General features: G+C 50.3%; 15 protein-coding genes. 4 read left to right on the forward strand and 11 right to left on the reverse strand.

What is annotated here, in order from left to right:
• Positions 1–2: 2 nt before the first annotated feature.
• Positions 3–1,481: an aldehyde dehydrogenase family protein gene (locus BLS62_RS15195; RefSeq protein ID WP_093182349.1), complete on the reverse strand. Its 1,479-nt coding sequence runs from the start codon at positions 1,479–1,481 to the stop codon at positions 3–5.
• A 92-nt stretch (positions 1,482–1,573) separates the two neighbouring features.
• Complete coding sequence (locus BLS62_RS15200; RefSeq protein WP_093182352.1) at positions 1,574–3,448, reverse strand: ABC transporter ATP-binding protein; 1,875 nt, start codon at positions 3,446–3,448, stop codon at positions 1,574–1,576.
• 292 nt (positions 3,449–3,740) lie between these two features.
• Between BLS62_RS15200 and BLS62_RS15205 the strand changes: the two genes are divergently transcribed.
• Positions 3,741–4,949 carry a TsoY family (seleno)protein gene (locus BLS62_RS15205; RefSeq protein WP_093182354.1) on the forward strand — a complete coding sequence of 403 codons (1,209 nt, stop codon included), beginning with the start codon at positions 3,741–3,743 and terminating at the stop codon, positions 4,947–4,949.
• Between the two features lie 33 nt (positions 4,950–4,982).
• Here the strand turns inward: BLS62_RS15205 and BLS62_RS15210 are convergent, their stop codons facing one another.
• From BLS62_RS15210 to BLS62_RS15240, 7 genes are all read right to left on the reverse strand, one after another.
• Positions 4,983–5,513, reverse strand: a complete 531-nt coding sequence (locus BLS62_RS15210) for a DUF934 domain-containing protein (protein WP_159436543.1) — start codon at positions 5,511–5,513, stop codon at positions 4,983–4,985.
• Positions 5,514–5,520: 7 nt separating this feature from the next.
• Positions 5,521–6,282 carry a phosphoadenylyl-sulfate reductase gene (locus tag BLS62_RS15215; protein ID WP_093182360.1) on the reverse strand — a complete coding sequence of 254 codons (762 nt, stop codon included), beginning with the start codon at positions 6,280–6,282 and terminating at the stop codon, positions 5,521–5,523.
• A complete protein-coding gene (locus BLS62_RS15220; RefSeq protein WP_093182363.1) occupies positions 6,272–7,927 on the reverse strand; it encodes a nitrite/sulfite reductase in 1,656 nt (551 codons plus the stop codon). Before BLS62_RS15220 ends, BLS62_RS15215 begins: the two co-directional genes overlap by 11 nt.
• A gap of 25 nt (positions 7,928–7,952) precedes the next feature.
• Positions 7,953–8,258 carry a DUF2849 domain-containing protein gene (locus BLS62_RS15225; RefSeq protein WP_093182365.1) on the reverse strand — a complete coding sequence of 102 codons (306 nt, stop codon included), beginning with the start codon at positions 8,256–8,258 and terminating at the stop codon, positions 7,953–7,955.
• 11 nt (positions 8,259–8,269) lie between these two features.
• Entirely contained in the window at positions 8,270–9,739 is a 1,470-nt protein-coding gene (cysG, locus tag BLS62_RS15230; protein WP_208990878.1) for a siroheme synthase CysG, read from the reverse strand.
• A gap of 748 nt (positions 9,740–10,487) precedes the next feature.
• Complete coding sequence (locus BLS62_RS15235; protein WP_093182372.1) at positions 10,488–12,740, reverse strand: hypothetical protein; 2,253 nt, start codon at positions 12,738–12,740, stop codon at positions 10,488–10,490.
• Between the two features lie 219 nt (positions 12,741–12,959).
• Positions 12,960–14,123 (reverse strand): acetyl-CoA acetyltransferase, encoded by a 1,164-nt coding sequence (locus BLS62_RS15240; RefSeq protein ID WP_093182375.1) that lies wholly within the window; start codon positions 14,121–14,123, stop codon positions 12,960–12,962.
• Between the two features lie 318 nt (positions 14,124–14,441).
• Between BLS62_RS15240 and BLS62_RS15245 the strand changes: the two genes are divergently transcribed.
• Together BLS62_RS15245 and BLS62_RS15250 are read left to right on the forward strand one after the other, a co-directional pair.
• Positions 14,442–15,356: a glycosyltransferase family 2 protein gene (locus BLS62_RS15245; protein WP_093182379.1), complete on the forward strand. Its 915-nt coding sequence runs from the start codon at positions 14,442–14,444 to the stop codon at positions 15,354–15,356.
• Positions 15,357–15,379: 23 nt separating this feature from the next.
• A complete protein-coding gene (locus BLS62_RS15250) occupies positions 15,380–16,330 on the forward strand; it encodes a glycosyltransferase family 2 protein (RefSeq protein ID WP_093182382.1) in 951 nt (316 codons plus the stop codon).
• A 360-nt stretch (positions 16,331–16,690) separates the two neighbouring features.
• Here BLS62_RS15250 and BLS62_RS15255 read toward each other — a convergent pair whose 3' ends face one another.
• Both BLS62_RS15255 and BLS62_RS15260 read right to left on the reverse strand, forming a co-directional pair.
• A complete protein-coding gene (locus BLS62_RS15255) occupies positions 16,691–17,338 on the reverse strand; it encodes a LysE family translocator (protein WP_093182385.1) in 648 nt (215 codons plus the stop codon).
• A gap of 255 nt (positions 17,339–17,593) precedes the next feature.
• Positions 17,594–18,721, reverse strand: a complete 1,128-nt coding sequence (locus BLS62_RS15260) for a glycosyltransferase family 4 protein (RefSeq protein WP_208990879.1) — start codon at positions 18,719–18,721, stop codon at positions 17,594–17,596.
• Positions 18,722–18,934: 213 nt separating this feature from the next.
• Between BLS62_RS15260 and BLS62_RS15265 the strand changes: the two genes are divergently transcribed.
• A complete protein-coding gene (locus BLS62_RS15265; protein ID WP_093182389.1) occupies positions 18,935–20,155 on the forward strand; it encodes a TIGR03862 family flavoprotein in 1,221 nt (406 codons plus the stop codon).
• Positions 20,156–20,158: the final 3 nt, after the last annotated feature.

The raw sequence follows: 20,158 nt of genomic DNA on the forward strand, positions 1-20,158 counted from the left end.
TGTTAGGCGTGATTGACAACAATGGTCTTTAGAACCGAAAATTCTTTCAAGGCTTCAAAGCCCTTTTCTCTTCCATGACCGGATTTTTTCACACCTCCGAACGGGAGTTCAACACCTCCGCCCGCACCGTATGTGTTTACGAAAACCTGACCAGAACGCACGGCCTTTGCAACACGCGTTGCTCTGCTGATGTCTTTTGTCCATATCCCAGCAACAAGGCCATAAGGCGTTCCATTGGCAATGCGAACAGCCTCCTCTTCCGTTCTGAACGGAATGAGAGACAAGACGGGGCCAAACACCTCATCTTGCGCCAAGGCATGGTCTATCGGGACTGGTCCATATACTTTTGCAGTGGTGTAGTAGCCTTCTGAAGGCGCAGCAGGAGCGATTGTTCCTTCTCCGATAAGAGCGACACCATCCGCCTCAGCCTGATCACAGAACGCGTTCACACGTCGCACTTGAGCGGCATTGATGAGAGGTCCCAAATCCAGATTCGCCTCATAGGACCCCGAGACGAGACTTTTAAAGCTCATCCTGAGTGTATCAACGACTTCTTCCCACCTGCTTTGATGGACCAGAAGCCGTGACCCGGCTGAACAGGTTTGACCAGCGTTTTTCAAGATGCAGTCTTTGATGACTGGCAACGCTTTATTGAGGTCAGCATCTTCAAAAATGATCTGGGGGGACTTACCGCCGAGTTCCAGTGTGCATCCGATGTGATTGCGAGCGGCGGCTGACTGGATCATGGTGCCGACTTCCAGTGATCCAGTGAAGGTGATGAAATCAATTTCCGGATTATAGGAGAGCGCTGCGCCTGCTTCCTCTCCCAGACCCGTCAGAATGTTCAGGACACCTGGAGGAATACCGGCTTCCAACGCCAGATTTGCGGTTTCGATGACTGTCAGGCACGCATCTTCAGAGGGCTTCACGACCAGAGTATTGCCCATGGCAAGTGCCGCACCTGCGACCCGCGCAAAGATCTGCATGGGGTAGTTCCATGGCACGATTGACACCACCACCCCGTGAGGTTCGCGCACTGTCATCGCCAGAAAATCAACGCCAATTGGCAAGGTTTCTCCGGTGATTTTGTCCGCTGCACCAGCATAGAATGCAAAATACTGAATGGCTGCATCGATGTCGCCATAACCTTGCGCTAGAGGCTTGCCAGTATCGCGCGCTTCCAGTTGAGCCAGATACTCCCGATTTTGTGTCAGCAGCTCTGATAGACGGTATAAACGCTTGCCACGCTCACCAGCAGAAAGGCCAGCCCAATCACTGGACGCCAGTGCTGTTTTAGCACAGCTAACGGCTCTTCCAACATCAGCTGCGCTGCACCGGGGAATCGTTGCAAACGGCAATCCTGTGCTTGGGCAAATCATGTCTATCGTTTCGCCAGACGATGCCTCACATTGCTCACCACCTACTAAGGCCTTGTATTTCTTCAAGTCTTGTGAACTGAGTGCTGCGCCATACCCTGTCATTCTGCCCTCCCATGAATGATAAGCATATTGCTGTTCTCACAAACGCTAGTTCATGTGGAGAGGCTACGCAATTCTCTTTCTGGTGTAATATTTCACAGATCAACCGTTGTGGCTGAGTTGGTCGAAGCTGTTACACCACCTTTCACCCCGTAAAACTGGTTCTCCCAGAGCTCTGCATAAAGACCTCCTTTTACCAAGAGTTCTGCATGTGTGCCTGCTTCCGCGATTTGTCCTTTATCCATGACGATCAGGCGATCCATTCTGGCAACCGTGGTTAACCGATGCGCGATGGCCAGTGTGGTTTTGTCTTTCATCACCTCATTCAAAATATCCTGAATATCCGCATCCAGCTTGGTATCCAGCGCGGACGTGGCTTCATCCAAAATGAGAATGGGAGGATTTTTGAGGAAAACACGCGCAAGAGCAATACGTTGGCGCTGACCACCGGAAAGTTTCACGCCGCGTTCTCCAACGAAAGCATCAAACCCCTTGCGCCCTTTATTGTCTTCAAGGTTTTCAATAAACTCCAGCGCGTGCGCTCGTTGGGCAGCTTTACGAACGTCGTCCATTGTGGCGTTGTCTCTGCCAAGTGAGATGTTGTCGAAAATGGATCGATGAAACAGAGATGTATCTTGTGTTACAAGCCCGATCTGCGCCCGTAATGACTCTTGCGTCACGCTCCGAACATCCTGATGATCGATGGTTATTGCGCCCGCTTCAACATCATACATACGGAGCAGCAGGTTCACGATTGTTGACTTCCCCGCCCCGGAATATCCAACAATTCCAACCTTTTCGCCCGATTTAACAGCAAAGCTCAGGTCTTTGACGATGGCCTGTTGCTGGCCATACGCAAAGTGAACATCGTCGAACTGGATGGCCCCACTGGAGCACACAAACTCTCGTGCATCTGGAGCATCGCGCAGGCCATAGGGTTTAGAAATGATACCGATTGCAGACTTAAACGTCCCGTAACCTCTGAACAGCCCTGTGATTTGAGAGAGGACCTCAAAAAGCTTACTTTCCAAGCGGATCACAAACCCAAGAACAATAGCAATCTCACCTGTTGTGAGGGATCCCCACTGCCACAAAAGCAAGCTAGACGCGCCCATGACACCCATTGCAGCAGCCCCTAAAATGGTCACTGATAGCCGGGAGTTTGTTATTTCGCATTTGAAGAGGAAAACAGCCTCTCGAAATTCCTCCATTTGTTTTCTGAAATGCCTCAGAGCTCCCTTATCTCCCTGAAACAACTTCACTGTTTGAATGTTGGAGTAGATATCGACGACTGTACCACTCACAATATGAGCACTGTCTGCACCGATCTTGGCAGTCGTTTTGATATGTGGGATGTGGTGTTTTGCAACCAGTGCAAAGAGCAGCAGCCAGACTAACATCAAACCACCCATGACAGGGTGCAACCAGCTCAACGCAAGAACAATGGTTCCAGCAAAGATGATGTTTGGGAATACAACAGCAGCGACTGTAGAATACACATCAGCGACTTCGCGCCCGCCCATCCATGTTTTGCTGGCAAGGTTGCCTGCAAACTCCTTTTGGAAAAACGTCATATCCTGCCCGATGAGTCTCTTGAAAAATGATACTCGCGTGGCCGTTTGAATATTCGTGTGCAGACCAAGAGATAGCAGGGCTGCATATAGATAGGAAAACAGGGGTCGCAAGACGACAAAACAGATGCCTGCACCTATAATAACCAGCTGATTTTGTTCCCAAAAACCATCTGATCCACTCACCTCCAACGCATCTACCAGATAACCAACAAAGGAGAGAAGCAGCACTGTCAGAGTGCTTTCAATGAAGATGGCTAAGGACAGGTAAGCCGTTTGCCGGGGGTACAGAAACAACAATGCGACCAGATGCTGAAAGTGTGTTTTGCCTTCCCAATCAACGTTTGGTGGGTCGAAGGGGTCGGCCAAATTCATGATCCATCGATAAATTGAAGACATAGCCGGGCGGCTCCTGAGATTCGGGCGGGGTACTCAGGTTAAGATAAGCGTGAGCGGATTTAAACGGAATTTTGTTCATTAATTGTTCTGAAAACAGATCTTCTCATCCTCCGATTCTCTGGCCTCTTCGTCTTCAGTTGTCTGGCTGAAGTTTTAGTTTTACAAGCAGTTAAGTTTTTAATTTCAATCAGTTAATCCTGATCAAATCATCATATTCATTTTTTCCTTGCTATATTAGTATTTTCTAATATTCTAATATTCTAATATTCATCATCAATCAGGGATTAGCCTCATGCGTTATCTTTCCAATTTAGGTGAGCGGTATTCGCCCCTGTATTTTTTGTCTTCCGTCGGTGCAGGCGGGTTGGCAATTAGCTTTTTCATGTACCTGATGTGGATGACCCCACATAAAGGTTCCTCAATCGCAAATTTTGCGACGCTGACATCTGCCTTCAATGGTGGGTCGATTGCTATGCAGGCTATGATTATAGCTGCAGTGCTGGGTGTTATCGTCTTCTCAGCTCTTCATTTCCGCTTGTTGGTCTGGAACTTTTCAGAATTTGGCAAATGGAAAAAAACCAAGGTTTTTGAAGGCTTTAAAAATTCCAATGCGGAAAGTCAGTTGATGACTATTCCACTGGCGCTGGCAATGAGTGTCAATGTTAGCTTTATTGCAGGTGCGTTGTTCGTGCCGGGCCTTTGGGGCATTCGTGAAATACTGTTCCCATTCTCCTTGCTCGCATTTGCAGCAATCGGGGTATTGGGCTTCCGCATCTACCTTGATTTCATCTCTCGCGTTTTGACCGAGGGTGGCTATGAATGCGCCAAGAATAACAGCCTCGGCCAGATGCTTTCCGTCTTCGCCTTTGCCATGATCGGTGTTGGCTTCTCAGCACCTGCGGCCATGAGCCATACCAAAGCGATTGCTGCAATTGGTATCGCTGGTAGTGCGCTGTTCATCGGTGCTGCGATTGTGATGGGTACCATCAAGTTGATCCTTGGCTTCCGCTCTATGATGGAACACAAGGCTGCCGGTGAAACCACACCAACTCTCTGGATCATCATCCCGTTTCTGACAGTTGTGGGCATTGCGATCTACCGCATTAAAATGAGCCTGTTCCACAACTTCGACACTCCTGTAACTGCCGGTGGTATCTATGTTTTCCTGATCAGCCTATTCGCCATTCAGATCCTGTTCGGTCTTATTGGCTGGTCTGTCATGAAACGTGTGGGATACTTCGAGCGCTGGATTACTGGTCCAGAAAAATCACCCGGTTCATATGCTCTGGTTTGCCCTGGTGTTGCGCTCTTTGTCTTCGGCAACTTCGTTATCAATGCCGGTCTGGTGAAAATCGGCGTAGTCGCTTCAATGTCTGTTACTTACTTTGCGCTCTACGCTCCATTGATCGCTATACAGGTCGTAACGGTTTGGCTGTTCTTTAAGCTCAACAGCAAGATGCTTTCGGCTTCGAACCAACTTCAGGTTCAACCTGCTGAATAACAAAGAAAAAGGCAGGCACTTTGCCCGCCTTGCTTATACCGGACGACGCGTCCATGGCCTTGTGCCAGCGGGCGCTTCTTTTCTTGCAAAAACCGGCTGTGTATAAGCGGTCACCTCATTGAGGTTGCCTGCTTCAAGATCAGCTCTTAATCGTGGATTATCAAGCGCATAACTGGTGATACCACAGCGCGCCATGAAACCAATTTGGTCCAGAATGAAGGGGCCTACAGCTCTAATTTCTCCGCCAAAACCTAGGGAATCTCTGAGGATACGCGCAGCTGAGAAACTGCGACCGTCTGCAAAGCTTGGGAAATCGACTGCGACCAGCTCCAGTACGTCCAGATAACTGGCTAGTTCCTCTGCTTTTTCACCAGCTCGCAGCACAACGCCTAACGACAGGTTGCTCTGCTTAAGCTCTTGTTGTTCCGCAAGAAAACGGGGCAGAGAGAGGATCAGTTTGCCCTCTCTCGGGAGAACCTCATCATCAGCGATATAGCTCCAGCAGTCCGGGAGGATTTTGCCATCCTTATAGACTTCAGCTGGTTTGGTATTTTCTGTCGTCATTTGAACCTCAGATGCCTTGGGCTGCGCCGCCCTTGGACGCACTTGAGAAATGAATTCCGCATTCAGTTTTATTCTGACCACGCCAGCGACCGGATCTAGGATCATCCCCTGGAGCGACCTTATCCGTACATGGCATACAGCCAATAGATGGATAACCCTCTGCTACCAGCGGATGCGGTGGGAGATCATTTTCCTTTGCATACTGAAGCACTTGGCTCGCTGCCCAGTTCGCAAGTGGGTTTACTTTGATACGCCCTTCTTCCACCTCGAAGTGGTTGAGACTAGAGCGGGTGGCCGCTTGATGGCGTTTGCGGCCGGAAACCCATGCAGTAAATCCACCAAGCGCTTTTGCTAGAGGGACCACCTTGCGGATGTGACAACACGCATCTGTATTACTCGCCCAAAGTGCGCCCTTGGGGTCTTTGTCTGCAAGGTCTTCTGGCTCAGGTGTAATTACTCTGACATCCAAAAGGCCAAGTTGTTCAATGAGTTCATCACGATAACGCTTTGTCTCGCCGAAGAGTTTACCGGTGTCGACAAACAGAACTGGTGTTTTGGGGTCTATCTGGGAGACCATATGAAGTAGAACCGAGCTGTCCGCACCGAAAGATGATACCAGTGCGATATCACCTGCAAATTGCGAGTTGAGCGCATGCTCCAAAACGGACAGAGCCTCTCGCTCAGCATACATATGATTGAGCAGCTTAACCTGAGATTCCAACTGAATTCCGCTCTCCAAAGAAGCATTATGTACTTGATTATGCTCCATAAAGTGCATCCTTAAAGGGTTGATCTCCCAGCCGGCGGTACGCTTCGATGAAGCTTTCTTCTGCGTTCAAGCGATTAGCCAGATAGGCATCTACAACAGTTTCAACAGCGTCTGTGATCTCGGCTTCCGGGAAACCGCGACCGATGATTTTGCCAATGGATGTGTTCTGGTCCGCAGAACCGCCTAGGGTGATTTGATAGAGTTCTTCGCCTTTGCGGTCTACACCCAAAATGCCAATGTGGCCAACGTGGTGGTGACCACAGGCGTTGATGCAGCCTGAGATTTTCAGTTTCAGATCACCAATCTCATTCTGACGCTTAACAGCTTCAAAACGTTTGGATATTTCCTGAGCGATCGGGATTGAGCGAGCGTTTGCCAACGCACAAAAATCCAGTCCCGGACATGCGATTATGTCTGTGATGAGGCCAGCATTTGCCTCTGCCAGATTATTGGCTTTCAGCACCTTAAAGATGAGGGGAACATCTTTGAGTTTGACATGCGGCAAAACAAGATTCTGCTCGTGTGTTACGCGCAGCTCGTCATGGCCAAACCGTTCTGCTACATCAGCAATCACATCCATTTGTTCCGCGGTTGCGTCACCTGGGGCCCCGCCGATTGGCTTCAATGATATGGTGATAGACGTGTAACCATCTGCTTTGTGAGCATGCAAGTTGCGGCTTGCAAAAAGGGCAAGATCACGATTTTCGCATTTCGCAGATTCCAGCTCAGTGCTGATCTTTGGCAGAGCTTCAAAAGATGGTGGCGCGAAGTATTCGTTGATGCGTTCCACCTCATTGTGAGGCAGGTCAAGAATGCCATTTTTGGTGGTTTCGAACTCGGTTTCAATGTCCTTTTTCAGTACTTCCAGGCCGGTTTCATGGACCAGAATTTTGAGGCGAGCCTTGTACTTGTTATCGCGGCGACCATAACGATTATAGACGCGCAGAATTGCCTCGCTGTACGCCAGCAGATCGTTTTCTGGTAGGAAATCCCGTACCTTACGGCCAACCATAGGTGTACGGCCTAAGCCACCACCTACGTAGACGACAAAGCCGATATCCCCATTCTCATTCTTGGTGAGCTGCAAGCCAATGTCATGCACCTGAACGGCTGCACGGTCTTGCTCTGCGCCAGTGATTGCGATCTTGAATTTGCGCGGCAAAAACAGGAATTCAGGATGAAGTGAAGACCATTGTCGTAAGATTTCTGCATACACACGAGGATCAGCAAATTCATCTGCTGCAGCGCCTGCAAACTGGTCGGAAGTAACATTGCGAATACAGTTGCCGGAGGTTTGAATGGCGTGCATTTCCACATCAGCCAATTCGCGCAGAATTTGCGGCGTGTCGGAGAGCTTTGGCCAGTTGAACTGTACGTTTTGGCGAGTGGTGAAGTGACCATACCCTCGGTCGTAAGTCCTTGCAATATCTGCAAGTTTTCGCATCTGACGACCATTGATGGTGCCGTACGGAATTGCAACGCGAAGCATGTAGGCGTGGAGCTGAAGGTAAAGACCGTTCATCAGGCGTAGAGGTTTGAATTCATCCTCTGTCAGCTCACCGGACATACGGCGACGGACCTGATCTTCAAACTGCGTAACACGTTGATCGACAAAGTCCTGATCAAATTCATCGTAGCGATACATTGAAATACTCCTGAATTTAAAGGACTTACGCCGAGCGTAGAAGTCGTTGTGCCTGTTTACCAAGGTCCAGACGCGTGGTTGGACCCTGAGCACGGATGCGTTCTTTTAAGATTTTTGGCTGGAGGTGGCCGTCTTTCAGCTCCAACTCAATCTCATAGGTGCCGATAACATGCTGGGAGTCTTCACCTGCTCGGGCAAATTCCTGTGCAGCCTGCAAATCGGCTTCGGAGTTAAGAATCCAGGCTGCCTCGACATACTCGACCCATTCTGCGTTATGGCCGAGCCAGACGACTTCGCCATCGACCAGTCTGTTGGCGGTAATAGTTTTCATCTGGTGTCTCCCTAGGCTGCAACAACAGCCTGTAAACTTGTAATTTTATAAGGACTTAAAGGGAACGATCGTGACATGTCTGCGTGGGCAACTGCCTTACCAATGACGATAAGTGTGGGTCCGGTGACACTGTCATGATGCTCAAAATCACATAGGTCTCGCAGAGTTCCTGCAAAGTTGCGTTCTTTTGCGTGGGCGGCGTTTTCAATTGCCATTACAGGCGTGGATAAATCCATTCCAGCTTCAGCCAGCAGCGTGGCTACTTTGCCCGCAACTGTACGCCCCATGTAGACGGCAGTTGTCGCTCCATTCAGCGCCATTTCTGCCCAGTTGGGGAGCGTATCTCCGTGCTGATCATGCCCCGTTGCAAAAACAAGGGTGGAGGCAACACCCCGTAATGTCAGCGGAATTTGTGCACTTGCAGCAGCTGCAAAAGCGGCGGTGACACCGGGGACAACCTCAAAATCAACCGCATGTGCACGCAGAGCTGCGATCTCTTCACCTGCCCTGCCAAACACCATTGGGTCACCTGCTTTGAGGCGAACAACGCGCTTACCGGATTTGGCTGCGGAGACTAATAACTGGTTGATTTGCGTTTGCGTGGAACTGTGCGTCCCTTTGCGTTTTCCAACGTTGATCCGCGTTGCATCTCGGCGGCCCATAGAGACCACAGCATCAGGTACCAACGCATCGTAAAAAATCACATCTGCTTCCTGCAAAACGCGCTGAGCACGAAGGGTCAGTAAATCTTCTGCTCCGGGACCTGCTCCAACGAGCCAGACATATCCGCGTGTGTCCTGATCACCATTGAGCAGGCGATGCGCTTCGCTTAAAGCCTTTTGAGTTTCGCCAGCAAAGGTATTGGCCGCAACTGAACCTGAAAAAAAATCAGCCCAGAACCGGCGACGGGCAAGTCCTGATGGCATGAGTTTACCGACGGTGCTGCGGAAACTTTCCGCAAGTCGTGCCAGTTGACCAGCCTCCCGTGGTAACATGGCTTCTACTTGCGCACGGATGTGGCGTGCATACACAGGCCCAACGCCTGTGGACGTGATTGCCACTGCAACAGGGGCGCGGTTTACCATTGCACCGGTGTAAAAATCACAAAGTTCGGGGCGATCCACTGCGTTGACCGGAATGCCCTTCTCGCGTGCTGCCTCTACAATCTCGCGGTCCAGCTCTTCTGCATCGGTTGCGGCAAAAACGAGCACGGCTCCATCCAAGTAGGTTGGGTTGAACGCGCTGAGCATGAAAACGCCATCAGCTTTGGCAACTGCGTCTGCCAGCTCATCACTTGGGCGTTCAGGGCTAACGACACGGATGTGCGCTTTGGTCTGCGCCAGCAATCTCACCTTCGCAGCAGCTTCCTCACCACAACCGACGACAACAACCATTTTGTCTTCCACCTTATGAAAGGTTGGAAAGACAGCAAGCTTGTTGCTTTCATCGTGTTGTGCTTCAAAACTCTTGACCAAGGCCATTGCGCTCTCCGGGCGTTCTTTAAGCAGGTGAGCGAATTCTTATCCGAAAACCGGTTTCCACTTTTCGGGAATACGCTCCTGTGTATTTGGTAAGAGTTTACTGACTGACGCGATTATAAGCCCGGTATGGCATTCCAAAGCTTTGAGCTGGAGTAGAAAAGATTTTTTCTTAAATGCAAAATGCTGAAAAGCAACAATCAAAAGGGTTCGGCAACCCTCTAGGAATAGTTTTCTAAAATAGGTTTATGAAACGCAGACAATGCTATCCAAGAGCACAAGAATGTATAGAAAACAAAAAATACATCTAACTCACTCTAATAAAGAAACCGTCAGATGCATCTGAAAATGCATGGATATAGTTGCCGATATTTGCACCTTCAACTTTATGAAACTGCGTATTTCCAGAGTACCAAAACTTCAACATTAGATAGTTCCACTTTGGGCTTTAACAGTAAAAAACACGACTGTTAGAGCTTAATCTGTAAGCCCCTATTATTTTGCGGGCAATCAGGAAAATCCTGTCAGCCAGACCTCGTTTATGTTCTGGCAAATTACCTTCATTTCAGCCTTTCATTGAAAAGCCGCCCCCCTGAAGTTATCAGAGGGCGGCGTAAATATCGAGTTTGAGGTGAGGCTTTTTACTTTAAACGCTGCAGGCTAGAAACGTAGTCGGCCGCTGCTCTGCAGCGTATGTTGAAGATGCCGCAAAGCTCTGCGCCTTCCACAGACAATAACCTGTTGTTACTCCCTACTGTCTGAACGCAGATGGAATAAACTCAAGCACTTTGCACGGAATGTATTTGCCGCGCCTCACGATATTGAGGGATTTTGACTTATAGACGACATCTCTTAGTACGAGGTAGTCCGGCAGTTTAGGGTTGGCACCATAGGCTTTAATCACAGTGTCTGCCCATTGTCTTGCCAGATCACTTGGCTTTTCAACGACGGGGACACCATCACGATTCTCTCCTGTACGTACACAGATAAGGTGCTTTTGAACGGCTGGGTTTGTCAGGCCAGCCAATGCACCTGTCAAACCAGGTTCCTGTTCTCCTGCTCCATTATCCGGCGCGGGACCGGCACCATCAGTTTCCTCTTCTGCAGAAGGTTCTGGTTCTTTCTCTTTGACCAAAACAGTAAACACATCTTTCTTGCCATCGGGATCAGGTTTGAACTCAATTTCAAACAGCAGCGCCCAAGCTTGTTTGCTCACCCATTTCTGAATCTTCTTGACGCTGGTGCCCTTCCCCATTTTGGCTACGATCTGCTGCAGGATGTTTTCTTGCAGGGCATCAAACGCTTCATGTGCTTCACCAAAGCTCTGCAACAGGCCTTCACCTTTCGAGCTGAGAAATTTCTCCAGCTCTTCCTTATGAGCTTGAATTTTCTCAGCTTTATTAGCCTGGTCTGATTTCAGATCCGCGATATTTTCAGCAAGCTCAGCCAGATCTGTGGCGATTTTTTTGGGCACTTTTCGCAGCATCTGTGCTGCTTCAATAGAGTCAGAGGTATTTTTATAAGCAACGACATGCACCTTCTTTTCAGGTTTACCTCGTTTTAGTTTTCCCTTGATCCCAGACCGATTTTCGCGATACCAGACTTCCTTGATTTCCATGTGGTCCGGCAGTTGGTTTGCAACATCTGCACCTTGCTGTTGAGCAGTCATCAAGGTTTTGGCCCAGGCCATGGAGGCCTCGCTTGGTGTTGCGACAAACGGCAAGCCGTCGGGCCCTGCCTCACCCGTTTCACGCATACTCATAGACTCCATCATTTTTGGAGAGCGCAAACCATTAAAAACAAGTTCCGGCGTGTTTCCAAGATCTGTCTTGGAGGTCGTTGCATGCGGCATATCAACGTGGTCATCGACAAGTTGATTTCCCGTGTTTGCATGTGTTTCAGGGGCCATGCGAGGCTCTGACGTGATATCGAAATAACGCCCGGTTTTCTTAATGTTCAGCTTCACCATTTGCGCCCAAGGCTGTTGCTCAGCCCATGCCATTGTTTTTTTGGTGTTGTTGGTTTTCTCCAATTGGGTGCGCACCATGTCTTCTGCAGAGTGCTGCAATCCTGAAGACGCAAAGATGGCTTTGGGACGCTGATCTGCCAGCTGATCAACAGCTGCCTCAATATCGGTTCCTGAATCGGCTGCTGCCTGCACGCAATTTGTACAGTTTAGAGCTAACGCCATTTGCTTAGAGGTCGCAGTCCCATACGCAATGGCTTCTTCTTCCAGCTCAGCCAATCTTTGTTGCTCTCGCTCTGTAACAGCGTGCTGTTTCGCATCATGAAGGGTTTTCATCATGGAATCGCCAAAAGCCTTCTCACGAATAAGCTCATTGGTTGTTGCGACGAGTTCATTGCCAAGTGCCTTCATATTCTGGCTGAAGAGCATAAGCGTTTCACGTTGCGCGGTATCCATCACGTTCGGGGAGGTTTCACTGGCTTGCTGCAGAAAATTTCTGAACTCTTGAGAGGACGATTGGTCTTCAAATACTTCTCGGGTGAGTTGTCGGGATTTCTTTTTGAGCTCAAGTTCGTGTTGTTTCATCACCATCTTGTTGGCGGTGCTTTCACCCTGCCCTAAAGTGCCTTTCACAAGGCGGTCCCATTTTACTGCTTCAGGATCAGCATAGGCTGCAGCCATAGGGTCTTCTTCATATTGGGATTTTTGCGATTGATAAGAATTCATTCGCTCTCCGAGACCATCTGAGGGAACAATACCAGCATCCTTCAGAGCCGCACTCAGCGGGCGCTTTCGTCTCTCTTCAGCTGGAGAACCAGCGATGACATAGTCCGCCAGATCTGGGTCCCCTGCCCAATCCGGCTGATCATCACGATCTTGTTGTCCAATGACAACACTTGCCTCAGAGGTGTGGCTGGTTAAACTGACAGCGCGTTTTTTCCGAACTCCATCTACAAAATCATGAAATTTCCAATTCATTTCTGAATAGACTTTTTTCAACCAATCATCATATTTGGGGGCTGATGGTTGTTCTGGCATAAATACACCTCTAGTAACCCTAGGTAAGTTGAGGTGTATTTATCACAATCGCTTTGAATAAATGGCTAAGGACTGCGGACTTAGTTAGCAATTGACTTGCAGTAAAAGCACAATACAAAGAAAAACCCCGGAAGTCCGGGGTTCTAAAAGTCAGTAAGTTAAAGTGTGGAATGAAGAATTACTTTATAGTAGTTACAGTAACATCAATACTTTTAGTATTTACTTCAAGCGTTGCAATACGGAAACGTAGTTGGCAACCGCTGCGCCGCCCATGTTGAAGATGCCGCCAAGCTCTGCGCCGTTTACCTGAATGCCACCTGCCGTGCCTGTGAGCTGCATGGATGTGAGGACATGCATGGAAACGCCGGTTGCGCCAATCGGGTGGCCTTTTGCCTTTAACCCACCAGATGGGTTAACTGGCAGCTTGCCGTCCTTCTGTGTCCAGCCTTCCAAGATCGCCTTTGCGCCCTGCCCCTCTGGCACCAGACCCATGGCTTCATATTCGATCAGCTCTGCAATGGTGAAGCAGTCATGCGTTTCGACGAAGGACAGATCATTGATGGAGATGTTGGCCTGAGACAGCGCCCGCTTCCAGGCTTCTGTGCAACCTTCAAACTTAAGGATATCGCGCTTGGACATTGGCAGGAAATCCTGCGCATGACCCATGCCGCGGAAGGCAACGGCTTTATCAGCCGCCAAAGCAGTTGTTGTATCTGTCAATACGAGTGCGGCAGCACCATCAGAAACCAGCGAACAATCCGTGCGTTTCAGGGGGCCAGCAACAAACGGGTTTTTCTCGCTCTCATTGAGGCAGAACTCCACGCCAAGATCCTTACGCATTTGCGCATATGGATTTTCGACGCCATTTTTGTGGTTCTTTGCTGCAATGTGGGCCAGCGCTTCGCTCTGGTCGCCGTACTTTTGGAAGTACATGCCTGCGATTTTACCGAAGACGCCTGCAAAGCCAGCTGGAGTGTCGCCATCTTCTGGTAGGTAAGAGGCTTTCAGCAGGTTGGCGCCAATTTCGCGGCCCGGTGTCGTGGTCATTTGCTCTACGCCAACAACCAGCACAAATTTCGCGTCGCCTGCTTTGATGGACTTAACGCCCTGATGCACTGCAGCTGAGCCTGTGGCACAAGCGTTTTCTACGCGGGTAGTCGGCTTAAAGCGGAGTTTATCGTCGGCCTGAAGCACCAGACTTGCTGTGAAATCCTGTTTAGAAAAACCGGCATTGAAGTGACCCAGCACGATCTCATCAATGTCTTCTGCGTTGAGGCCAGCGTCTGCAATCGCCTCTTTGGCAACTTTTGTGACGAGAGTTTCAACAGTCTCGCCTGCCAATTTGCCAAAAGGTGTGTGTGCCCAACCAATAATCGCGGCCATTTTCTTCTCCCAAAGAACATAAAGTGGGTGCCGAAAGTCTCGCCTCAAACTCGGCTTTCTAATGCGCGCAGATGGTTTCACCCCTTCGCCTGAGATGCAATGATACGGAAGTTGTAATCATGGGGTCGTCGAGAAAGACTTTAAGTTAGGTTTTGAGAGAGTTACTGGTTTTCCTGCGATTTGACTCAGATTTACCTGCGGACCCCTAGGAATATACTGGTCAGTTAGCGCTGGTCGAAAACTATCAGTGATAACGGGCGAATTTCACATTGCCGGGCAGCGAGTACTATCGGAGGTAGTGTTCCGTACTCCAGTGGTTTGAGGCCTGCTATCTCTTCTCAGAGCAAAATCATCAATATTAAAGAGCGGCGTGCCCAGCGGGTCGAGCTCGCTTGTGATGAGAGCTCTGTTAAGCCTCGGATACCTCTCAGCGTTTTCATCATTGCGCAGGATGAGGAAGATCGGATTAGCCGGGCTGTTTCCAGCTGCATTGACTGGGCGGATGAGGTGATTGTCATCGACAGTGGGTCTTCTGATCAAACGATTGACGTTGCCCAGCGGCTTGGTGCGCGCGTCTTGCAGCATGACTGGCACGGATATGGCCTGCAAAAACGATATGGCGAAGACCAGTGCTGCAATGACTGGGTGCTGAACATTGATGCGGATGAGGTTGTGACTGATAAGTTGCGGCAGGAGATCTTAGGCCTGTTCCAAACCACGGTCTTGGATGCCTACGACTTCTGGAAGGTGGACATTTGTGATGTCTGGCCGCATGAGAAGACGGCAGCCAAGCATGCCTATGCCTATACTCAGATCCGCCTATACCGGAAGAGCATTGGACGGTTTTCAGAGAATGCGGTCCATGACACTGTACGCCCACCCAAAAACGCCAGACTGGGTACGCTGAAAGGCCGGATGGACCATCGCAGTATTCGCAGCATCTCGTTTCATTATGAGAAGATGAACCGTTACTCCACCATGCAGGTCAAGGAAATGCGTGGCCGCGGGCGGATCCTCCCAAAATCCCGACTTCTCTATGAATTCCCCGTTGCCTTCCTGAAGGGTTATTTGGTGCGTGGTTATTGCCGATATGGCTGGTGGGGTCTGATTGCCTCCACCAACTATGCAGTGGGTCGTTATCTGCGACTGGCTAAATCCGTTGAAGCCGAATTGATGGAACGGTCTGCCAAGACGGATGCGCGACCCAAAGCCCCGCAAAAGGAGCCTGCGTAATCTAGCGGGATTGGTGATGTGCGATGGCAGAGAGCAACATTCCACTCGTAAGCGTGCTCATACCAGCCCGCAATGCCGCCGCTACCCTCGCTGAGACGCTCGACAGCCTTGTGGCGCAAAATTTTAACGACTTTGCCGTGGTGCTGGTGGATGATGCATCCACGGATGGAACCCGCCAAATTGCAGAGCGATATGAGGTACAGTTTCCAAGTGGGCGGTTTCACATTGTTGATGGACCGGGCAACGGCATATCCGGTGCTCTAAATGCAGGACTGGCAACCATTCGAAGCCCATTTGTGGCGCGGTTGGATGCGGATGACCTTGCTGAGCCGGAGCGGCTCACTCGTCAGCTGCAGGTCATGAACCGAAACCCGGACTGGCTGCTGTGTGGTACAGAAGTGTTTGTCATCGACATAGAAGGGCAGATTATTGACCATATGGATTGCCCCAAAACCTCCGTCAAGACTCGCAAACGGCTCTATGAGAAATGCTGTCTGTATCACCCCAGTATCCTATTCCGCAGAGAGGCTGTTGCACATATCAGCGGGTACAGATCTCACTTTGATGGTGCTGAGGACTACGACCTCTATTTGCGATTGTTGGAGTACGGCAAAATCGGAGCCCTCAATGAACGCTTGGTGCGGTATCGTCGGCATCCGGGACAAGTAACAGCGAAAGGCAATCGGCATTACAGATTGATGGCAGATATGGCGTTACTCAGCGCATTTACTCGCTTGAATGGAGAGGATGAACCAACCTTTAGCCGCGAAACGATTGCTACTGATGTACGTCAAACCTTACAGAATGAACTGCGGCTGCATGGGCTAACGAATATCTCTCCAAAGACAGCACGACACATGGCAAAGCGGGTGAAACAGGCGAACACAGGTCTGGACCAACTACGCGGCCTGCTGTTTCAGACCAACGCTAAAGCGGGAAACTATAAGGAAGCAGCTAAAGCATTGTTGCTGTGAGAACACAAGAAGTCAGAGCTTGAAACACCCCGGCTTTGATTTGAAGAACAATGCCAGCAATCAGTTTAGCCAGAATACTCAATTGAGGCCGCTTCGTCCTAATGCTTTAGCCGCTCTTCTTTTGGAGGAATAGAACTGGTTTTCAAAAATACATGGCAAGCACATCCCTACGCAGCACGAGCGATCATAACTGGCATTTACAAAAGCGCTATATCAAACCTCGGTTGACGAAATTGTCCGCAATTTGCTTCTGCTTGATGGCTTCTTTTAAAACCGCAGGAGCCCGCGAGAAAAGGAAGGGCTGGCTGACAGCCCCCATAATCTTGTTGGTTTGTGTCTTACACAAGCCGGATTTGGAGATCAGAGTTTTGCCTCTTTAAGACCATCCCAAAGCAGCTTTGCGCCAAGAACGCCAAATGCGGTGCCAAACAAGCCGTCCATCACACGCCAGAAACGCCGGTAAAATCTGGCTACGGATTGGGTCGAAAACAGGAAACCATAACCACCATAAATCGTTACAGAGCTTGCTGCGGCAATGGGAGCAAATGTAGCCACTTGCCAAGCACTCAAACCACTACCAAACATGAACGACGCTATAGCCGCCCACCCTAAGGCTGCTTTGGGGTTAGTCATCACAACCAACAGGCCACGTTTGACGTGTGAACTCAGCACCATTTGTTCACTCGCTGAAGATGTCTCTTCCGAAAGGTTCGTAGCACTGCCCTTGAAGGCTGAGAGCAAACCCTTTAACCCAAGCCACAGCAGATATGCTCCGCCACTGAGTTTCATTACGGTCACCAGAACCGGATAGGCGGTAACCAGTGCCCCTAAACCTACTGATATGGTTAAAACCCAAATGAAGGCTCCGCACGCGACCCCGGCAGCAACTGCAAAGGCGGCTTGTCTTCCTTGACCCAATGCGGTTGATGCAACGGCGATCAGATTCGGCCCCGGGGAGAGCTGCATGGCAACCAATGCAGCAAGCGTGATTGTAAAAGCTTCAAACATTTATAGAATCCAGCAAGTTATCAAAGCTGCCTGATTAAAAAATGACAATCAAAACGGGAGCTTATGGCCATAATAAGAGATAAATATAGATCACATTAAACCTAGTTGCAAGAATTGGACCTTAGGTCAACTTCCTTCAACTCAGTCAATGGGCACAACACGCTTTGCCGAAAATGACGAAACCATAGCGACATCATCTTGCGCTACTGCTTCACTGTCAGAGGCGAATATTATGTTCCTTGCAGTTGGTGACGGCTATTGCGAGATCAACATGTGGTCGATGACACCTTGGGCTTTGTTGGAGCCTCCGACGTAGTCATCCCAAAGGCTCATGAGCATGTCGTCATAGGTTTCCGCAATCTGGGGGATGTCGAACAGGCGGAGGGCTCTTTCTCGCCCGGCTTGCGCAAGTTCTGCCCGCATCGTTGGATTCTCGGTAAGGTCTAGCAAGGCGGCAGCCAGCTCCTTGGGAGCATTCGGGTTTATGATTTTGCCCGTCTCGCCAACAGCTTCCCACAGACCACCGGAATGAGTGGTGATAACGGCAGCACCGCAGCTCAAGGCCTCTATGGCCGTTCGGCCAAATCCTTCCGCCACGATGGAAGGTACCACCGCGATGGATGCTTTCGAAAGCCTCTCCTGCACCTCTAACGCCGAAAGGTTGGTCTCAACAGACAGACTGTCAGCATGCCCGGCCAGTTTTTCTTGCAGGGCTTTGGCAGTCGCTTCTTCCCCCTCATCAGTCACGGCAAGGACGAGGCCGAGCTTCCAGCCTGCACCTTCTAGCCGGTCCGCACAGGAAACCCAGGCTTGCGCCAGATCGAAGACACCTTTGTCCTCACGTGCGCGGCCTACGTAAATCACGGTCTTTTCTTTGGCGGCAGGTGCCCAGAGTTCGCAATCCACTCCATTGGGGACAACGACACTTCGAATTTTCACGCCTGTGAAGCTTTCGCAGAAATTGTTTCGGGCATCCTCACCGACCCAGATAATACCGCCTAAACGGTTCATTTTGCGCGTATATTTCCAACGTTTGAAGGCACTGTTGCGTTCAAACCGACCATGGCGATGGAGGATGACAGGCACTCCGGGAAAATCGGCGGTGACTTGTACAGCTGTTTCCAGATGTTGGTGCACCACAATCAATTGCGGACCAAAGGCGGAAAGAGGATCGTAAAAGTTTGCGGGATGGGGGCGTTTACCAGGTTCCGTTACCGCACACACATCCACATCGTCAAACAAGTCATGTTCACCACCAGCGAAGACACGCAGGTTGCTTTTGTTCTGGCTATGCAATGCCAGATCATGAGCGCACAGGTCGATCGACGTAGCGCGCGACATACAAAAATGCATGTTGCGCGGCATAAGAATTGCAGTTCTCAACGCAGCCCCCCACCTTCTATTAGCATTCAGGAAAGCGGGAAGTGCGAAGGCTGTACATTCCTTAGATGTCCTCCTCATAATTTCATCACGGCTTCTTCACACCATGAGATCTAATAGGGGCTGCCTTGTGGAGTGGCGGGTTCTTACTGCTTGATATTGGCGCAAAACCACGGCATTAGCTGAGGGACTGCTGGCAACGGCCTCAGAAATTGAATGGATAAATCTTTGACGAAACGCGTAGCAATTATCGGAGCAGGGCCTGCGGGCTTGTTTGCAGCTCAAACACTAGCTGAAGCAGGTGTTTCAGTTAGTATTTTTGACCAGCGCCCGTCTCCCGCTCGCAAGTTTCTGATGGCCGGCCTTGGTGGTCTCAATCTTACGCACAGCGAAGACCTAGAGGTCTTCCTCACCCGATATCGTCCAGCGAACGACACCTTGCTCAATTCCGTTCGCGCGTTTCCACCTGCAGCTTTACGGGAGTGGTGTGAAGGGCTGGGTGAAACCACGTTTGTTGGCTCCAGTGGACGTGTGTTTCCCGATAGCTTCAAGACGTCCCCTTTGCTGCGCAGTTGGCTGAAGCACTTGGGTGGGCTGGGTGTTACACTCTCCTCCGGAGTGCGTTGGCAAGGATTTGATGAGGCTGGTGCCCTGTTGTTGCAACGCGGGTCTGATGGCGTTGAGGCGCAAGGTTTTGATGCGGTTCTGCTGGCGCTCGGCGGTGGCTCCTGGGCCAAGTTGGGCTCTGATGGGTCCTGGGTTTCTCTGCTTCGCGAGAAGCAGATTGAGGTTGAGGAATTGCTGCCTGCCAATTGCGGGTTCAAAGTTGCGTTCTCTGATCACTTCAAAGAACGCCATAAGGGGACCCCGCTCAAGAAGGTCGCTGTTTCCCATGGTGATCAGCGTGTGATTGGCGATGCGATGCTGGATGCAAACGGCATCGAAGGCGGCGTTATTTACGCGCTTTCAGCTGATTTGCGAGACGCTATTACGGCAAATGGCACGGCACGGATCGAGATTGATCTGAAGTCGGATGTTTCTCTTGAGAAGCTGACCGCTAAACTGGATCGTCCACGCGGTAAGCAGTCCATGAGCAACTTCCTGCGTAAAGCAACGGGCTTACCTGCTGCAGCGATTGCACTTTTGCGAGAAGCCGGACCAATCCCGACAGAACCGGGTGCGCTGGCATCCTACATCAAAGCACTGCCTCTTACGCTCACCGCACCGCGGTCTATCGAGCGAGCTATTTCCAGCGCTGGTGGCGTTTCCTTTAGCGAAATCGGTGAGGATTACATGCTGGCCAAATTGCCGGGCGTGTTTGTGGCTGGCGAGATGCTAAACTGGGAAGCACCAACTGGCGGTTATCTGTTGCAAGCGGTATTCGCCACGGGGCGTTCCGCTGGTCTGGGGATGCTTGAGTATCTGCGCGAGAAATAATCG

It is taken from the genome of Pseudovibrio sp. Tun.PSC04-5.I4, from assembly GCF_900104145.1.
Taxonomy (GTDB): Bacteria; Pseudomonadota; Alphaproteobacteria; order Rhizobiales; family Stappiaceae; genus Pseudovibrio.

Coding starts and splice junctions, on each gene's coding strand:
- BLS62_RS15220 (WP_093182363.1), bottom strand. CDS start 7,927: ATGTATCGCTACGATGAATTTGATCAGGACTTTGTCGATCAACGTGTT.
- BLS62_RS15225 (WP_093182365.1), bottom strand. CDS start 8,258: ATGAAAACTATTACCGCCAACAGACTGGTCGATGGCGAAGTCGTCTGG.
- BLS62_RS15265 (WP_093182389.1), top strand. CDS start 18,935: ATGGATAAATCTTTGACGAAACGCGTAGCAATTATCGGAGCAGGGCCT.
- BLS62_RS15205 (WP_093182354.1), top strand. CDS start 3,741: ATGCGTTATCTTTCCAATTTAGGTGAGCGGTATTCGCCCCTGTATTTT.
- BLS62_RS15235 (WP_093182372.1), bottom strand. CDS start 12,740: ATGCCAGAACAACCATCAGCCCCCAAATATGATGATTGGTTGAAAAAA.
- BLS62_RS15255 (WP_093182385.1), bottom strand. CDS start 17,338: ATGTTTGAAGCTTTTACAATCACGCTTGCTGCATTGGTTGCCATGCAG.
- BLS62_RS15210 (WP_159436543.1), bottom strand. CDS start 5,513: ATGACGACAGAAAATACCAAACCAGCTGAAGTCTATAAGGATGGCAAA.
- BLS62_RS15240 (WP_093182375.1), bottom strand. CDS start 14,123: ATGGCCGCGATTATTGGTTGGGCACACACACCTTTTGGCAAATTGGCA.
- BLS62_RS15200 (WP_093182352.1), bottom strand. CDS start 3,448: ATGTCTTCAATTTATCGATGGATCATGAATTTGGCCGACCCCTTCGAC.
- BLS62_RS15215 (WP_093182360.1), bottom strand. CDS start 6,282: ATGGAGCATAATCAAGTACATAATGCTTCTTTGGAGAGCGGAATTCAG.
- BLS62_RS15195 (WP_093182349.1), bottom strand. CDS start 1,481: ATGACAGGGTATGGCGCAGCACTCAGTTCACAAGACTTGAAGAAATAC.
- cysG (WP_208990878.1), bottom strand. CDS start 9,739: ATGGCCTTGGTCAAGAGTTTTGAAGCACAACACGATGAAAGCAACAAG.
- BLS62_RS15250 (WP_093182382.1), top strand. CDS start 15,380: ATGGCAGAGAGCAACATTCCACTCGTAAGCGTGCTCATACCAGCCCGC.